At 69.7% G+C, this 5,397-nt stretch carries 4 protein-coding genes; all 4 read left to right on the top strand.

Annotation, left to right across the window (positions count from 1 at the left end):
* A partial coding sequence (locus tag WBL05_RS10610; RefSeq protein ID WP_424225803.1) for a 3'-5' exonuclease occupies positions 1 to 2,103 on the top strand: 2,103 nt, incomplete at its 5' end.
* Positions 2,104 to 2,112: 9 nt separating this feature from the next.
* A complete protein-coding gene (sucC, locus tag WBL05_RS10605) occupies positions 2,113 to 3,309 on the top strand; it encodes an ADP-forming succinate--CoA ligase subunit beta (protein WP_424225801.1) in 1,197 nt (398 codons plus the stop codon).
* Between the two features lies 1 nt (position 3,310).
* Positions 3,311 to 4,189 (top strand): succinate--CoA ligase subunit alpha, encoded by an 879-nt coding sequence (sucD, locus tag WBL05_RS10600; protein ID WP_424225799.1) that lies wholly within the window; start codon positions 3,311 to 3,313, stop codon positions 4,187 to 4,189.
* The coding region (locus tag WBL05_RS10595; RefSeq protein ID WP_424225797.1) for a DUF6350 family protein at positions 4,189 to 5,397 on the top strand (1,209 nt) is incomplete at its 3' end. The genes sucD and WBL05_RS10595, both read left to right, overlap by 1 nt.

The raw sequence follows: 5,397 nt of genomic DNA, 5'->3' as shown, positions 1-5,397 counted from the left end.
CGGTTGATGTGGGTGTCGACGTTCCACTCCGCCTGCGTCCGGATCCTGCGCACCGACATCGACAAGCTCGGCTACCGCAAGACCTTCTCGATCTACGACGACACCGATGCCAAGCGGCTGATGACGCTGGTCGCCCGCGACCAGAACCTCGACCCGAAGAAGTTCCCGCCTCGCGGCCTGCTCAACTGGGTGAGCAACTACAAGAACGAACTGGTCACCCCGGCGCAGGCCGCCGCCAAGGCGTCCGGGCTGGATGAGGTGCGGGCCACCGCCTACGCCGAGTACGACCGGCGGCTGCGGGCGTCCAACGCGCTCGACTTCGACGACCTGATCATGAAGACCTTCGAGCTGTTCCAACAGCACCCCGAGGTGCGCGAGGCCTACCGGCGGCGCTTCCGGCAAGTCCTGGTCGACGAGTACCAGGACACCAACCACGCCCAGTACATGCTGATCAAGCAACTGTGCGGTGACCTGGGCCCCGACGACGGGCTGGCCGAGGACGCGCCCCCGATCGGGCCGGGCGAACTTATGGTGGTGGGCGACTCGGACCAGTCGATCTACGCCTTCCGGGGCGCGACCATCCGCAACATCCTGGACTTCGCCGACGACTTCCCCGGCGCGCACACCATCCTGCTGGAGCAGAACTACCGCTCCACCCAGACCGTGCTGTCGGCAGCCAACGCGGTGATCAAGCACAACGCCAACCGGCCGACCAAGCGGTTGTGGAGCGACTCCGGCGACGGCGAGAAGATCATCGGCTACGTCGCCGACACCGAGCACGACGAGGCCCGGTTCGTGGCGTCCGAGATCGACGCGCTGGTCGACAAGGGCCAGGCCAGGTATTCCGACATGGCGGTCTTCTACCGCACCAACGCCCAGTCCCGGGCGTTCGAGGAGGTCTTCACCCGACTGGGCCTGCCCTACCGGGTGGTGGGTGGCGTCCGGTTCTACGAACGGCGCGAGATCCGGGACGCGCTGGCCTATCTGCGGGCGATCGCCAACCTGGCTGACGACGTATCGGTGCGGCGGATCCTGAACGTGCCCAAGCGGGGGATCGGCGACCGGGCTGAGGCCGGCCTGGGGATGCTCGCCGCCGGCGAGGGCATCAGCTTCAGCGAGGCGATCGACCGGGCCGACGAGGCGCCCGGCCTGGCCACCCGGTCACTGAACCAGATCAGGCAGTTCGGCCAGATGATGTCCGACTTCCGCGCGATGGTCACCGCCGAGCTGCCGGCCAGCGAGGTGCTTGAGGCGGTGCTCAACCGCTCCGGGATGATGACCGAACTGAAGGCGTCCACCGACCCGCAGGACCAGACCAGGGTCGAGAACCTGATCGAGCTGGTCAAGGTGGCCCAGGAGTTCGTCGCCCAGGCCACGGTGCAGGACCTCGGCGGCGCCGGCGAGGAGGCCGAGTTGGCGTCCGAACTGGTCGCCGGGATGCCCGAACCGGACGCCTCCCTGCCCGCCTTCCTGGAGCGGGTCGCGCTGGTGGCCGACTCCGATCAGATCCCCGACGACGGATCCGGGGTGGTCACGCTGATGACCCTGCACACCGCCAAGGGCCTGGAGTTCGACACGGTCTTCCTGACCGGCATGGAAGACGGCATCTTCCCGCACATGCGCGCGATGACCGACCCGGTGGAGCTGCAGGAGGAACGCCGACTCGCCTATGTCGGGATCACCCGGGCCCGCAAACGGCTCTACCTGAGCCGCTCGGCGGTCCGCACCCTGTTCGGCAAACCCGCGTACAACCCCGCCAGCAGGTTCCTGGCCGAGGTGCCCGAAGAGCTGATCAACTGGCGACGGATCGGCTCCGAGGTGACCAGTTGGGCGGCCAGTTCCGCCGAACGGGACGCCTCGACGCGGGCCGCGATGGGGTCGGGCACCGTCTTCGGCTCTGGTCGCGGACCGATCGGCAAGCAGCTTCCGGCGCTCAATGTCGGTGACCGGGTGCTGCACTCGACCTTCGGCCTGGGCACCGTGCTCAGCACCGACGGCGCCGGCGAGCAGGCCAAGGCCGATGTCGACTTCGGCTCGGCGGGAGTAAAACGGTTGGCCCTGAAGTACGCGCCGATTGAAAAACTCGAAGGTCACCGCCGATAGGCTGGGTGAGTGGATCTCTTTGAGTACCAGGCTCGAGATTTGTTCGAGGCCCATGGCGTCCCAGTGCCGGGTGGCCTCGTAGCCAGAACCCCCGAGGAGGCGATGGCAGCAGCGACCCGCATCGGCAGCCCGGTGACGGTGGTGAAGGCGCAGGTCAAGACCGGAGGCCGCGGCAAGGCCGGCGGCGTGAAGGTCGTCAAGTCCCCCGAGGCGGCCCGGGAGGCCGCCGAGAGGATTCTGGGGATGGACATCAAGGGTCACACGGTGCGGGCCGTGATGGTCGCCCAGGGCATCGATATCGCCGAGGAGTACTACTTCTCGCTGCTGGTGGACCGCGCGCAACGCAACTGGCTGGCGATGTGCTCGGTGCAGGGCGGCATGGACATCGAGACCCTCGCCGCTGAGCACCCGGACGCGCTCGCCCGGGTGGCCGTCGACCCGAGGGTCGGGCTGGACGCCGACAAGGCGATGGAGATCGTCGCCGCCGCCGGGTTCGCCGAGGCCGACCGGGCCGGCGTGGCCGACCTCCTGGTCAGGCTCGGCGAGGTCTTCGTCGCCGAGGACGCCACCCTGGTGGAGGTGAATCCGTTGGTCAAGACCGGCAACGGCGACTTCCTGGCCGCCGACGCCAAGGTCACCCTGGACGACAACGCCGTCTTCCGGCACCCAGACCATGCCGAACTCGCCGACATCTCGGCCACCGACCCGCTGGAACTCGCCGCCGCCGAACGCGACCTCAACTACGTGAAGCTGGACGGCGACGTCGGCATCATCGGCAACGGCGCCGGCCTGGTGATGAGCACCCTCGACGTGGTGGCCTACGCCGGTGCCGACCTGCCTGGCTCGCCGTCCCCGGCGAACTTCCTCGACATCGGTGGCGGCGCCTCGGCGCAGGTGATGGCCGACGGCCTGGGCATCATCCTGTCCGACCCCAGCGTGCGCTCGGTCTTCGTCAACGTCTTCGGCGGCATCACCGCCTGCGACGAAGTGGCCAACGGCATCAAGCAGGCGCTGGAGATGCTCGGCGACCAGGCCACCCGGCCGCTGGTGGTCCGGCTGGATGGCAACGCCGTCGAAGAGGGCCGGGCGATCCTGGCAGCCCTGAACCATCCACAGATCAGGCTCGCTGAAACCATGGACGACGGCGCCCGGTTGGCGGCCGAACTGGCCGTCGACACGGCCGCCACCAGCAGGCAGGAGGCCTAAGATGTCGATCTGGTTGGGCACCGATTCCCGCATCCTCGTCCAGGGCATGACCGGCTCCGAGGGACGCAAGCACACCAGCCGGATGCTGGCGTCCGGCAGCAAGGTGGTGGCCGGCGTCACCCCCGGCAAGGGCGGCACCTCGGTGGACTTCGACGGCACCGAACTGCCGGTCTTCAACGAGGTGGCCGAGGCGATGTCGGCCACGGGAGCCAACACCTCGGTCGTCTTCGTGCCACCGCGGTTCACCGCCGGCGCGATGGACGAGGCCATCCGGGCGGGCCTGGACATGGTGGTCTGCATCACCGAGGGCGTCCCGGTGGCCGACACCGCACGGTTCGTCAACCAGGCCATCGACGCCGGTGTCCGGGTGATCGGCCCGAACTGCCCGGGCATCATCTCGCCCGGTGAGTCGAACGCCGGCATCATCCCGGCCAACATCACCGGCGCCGGCCCCATCGGGCTGGTCAGCAAGTCGGGCACGCTGACGTACCAGATGATGTACGAGTTGCGCGACATCGGATTCTCCACCGCCATCGGCATCGGCGGCGACCCGATCGTCGGCACCACCCACATCGATGCCCTGCAGGCCTTCGAGGCCGACCCCGAGACCGAGGCCATCGTGCTGATCGGTGAGATCGGTGGGGACGCCGAGGAGCGCGCCGCCGAGTTCATCGCCGCGAACCTGACCAAGCCGGTGGTCGCCTACGTGGCCGGCTTCACCGCACCAGAGGGACGAACGATGGGCCACGCCGGCGCCATCGTCTCCGGCTCGTCGGGCACCGCCCAGGCCAAGAAGGAGGCCTTCGAGGCGGTCGGCGTGACGGTCGGTCGCACCCCGAGCGAGACCGCGGCGCTGATGCGCCGGATCCTGCGCGGGTGATGAGGGTAGGGCGACGGGAAAGACCCGAGCAGAGCGTCCGGGTCAGGCAACTCGAAACCGCCATGCCGGACGCCACGCCCTGGCGACTGCCATGGCCGGTGTTGGCCGCGCTGGCCGCGGTGGTCACCGCCGCGGCCGGTTGGCTGCTGGTGGCCGGTTTCTGCGTGCTGGGCTGGATCTCGGTGCCGCAGATCAGGCTGCCGGTGGTGCTCGAGCTGGGTACCCAGGGCTGGTTGCTGGCTCACGGCATCTCGGTGGCGCTGCCCGGGGCTCGGCTGTCGATAATGCCGCTCGGGTTGACGCTGCTGATCGTCGCCGCCGGGCTGGGAGCCATCCAGCAGGCGGTCGTCCACTCCCACCCGCCGCAGGACGGGCAGATCGGCGTCCGGGTGGCACGGATGGGGCTCACGTTCGGACTGACCTATTTCGTCCTGCTGGGCGGCGCCCGCGGCTGGACCGAGGGTGACCGGGTGGGTGCGGCGTCCCTGCTCGGGGCCGTGGTGGTGCTCTTCGGGCTGGGGCTGCTGGCCAGCGCCCGGGCCTACGGTTGGCGGCCGGCCTGGTTGCCGGTCTGGGCACGGGCGGTGGGGCTGTCGATCGGCGCCGCGCTGGCGGTGCTGGTCGCCGGCGGGGCCGCGGTGCTGGCGACCGCACTGATCCTGGGTAGCGACCGGGTCACGATGATCCACGGCGCCCTGCAGCCGGGCAATCTGGGCGGGGTGATGCTGCTGCTCGGCCAGCTGGCCTGGCTGCCGAACTTCGTCCTGTGGTGCGGGTCGTGGGCCGCCGGGGCCGGCGTCCAGCTCGGGATCGGCACCGTGGTCTCGCCGGCCCAGAGCCAGGTCGGAATGTTGCCCTCGATTCCGGTCCTCGGTGCCGTACCCCCGGCCGGACCGATGCCGCAGGCTGGGATGGCCTGGCTGGCGTGCTCGGTTGCCGCCGGGGTCGTCGCCGCCTACGTCCTGCTGCGTTGCCTGCGACGTGACCTGCCGGCGCAGACCGGGCGGCTGCGGCTCATTCAGCTCAGCATCCTGGGTGCGCTGACCGGCATGGTGTCGGGGTTGGCGTTCACGCTGCTCCAGCTTCCCGCCAGCGGCGACCTCGGCAGCGTCCGGTTGGTCGACGTCGGCGCCCGGGTGGGGACGCTGGCGATCATGGCGCCCAGCACGATGGGGCTGGCCGGGATGGCGACCGCGGCGATCATGGGC

It is taken from the genome of Brooklawnia sp., assembly GCF_049651565.1.
Lineage (GTDB): Bacteria > Actinomycetota > Actinomycetes > Propionibacteriales > Propionibacteriaceae > Brooklawnia.
This window is presented reverse-complemented; position numbering and strand designations above follow the sequence as displayed.

What these genes read in the sequence shown, in the direction of transcription:
- sucD (WP_424225799.1), top strand. Translation starts at nt 3,311, where the DNA reads ATGTCGATCTGGTTGGGCACCGATTCCCGCATCCTCGTCCAGGGCATG.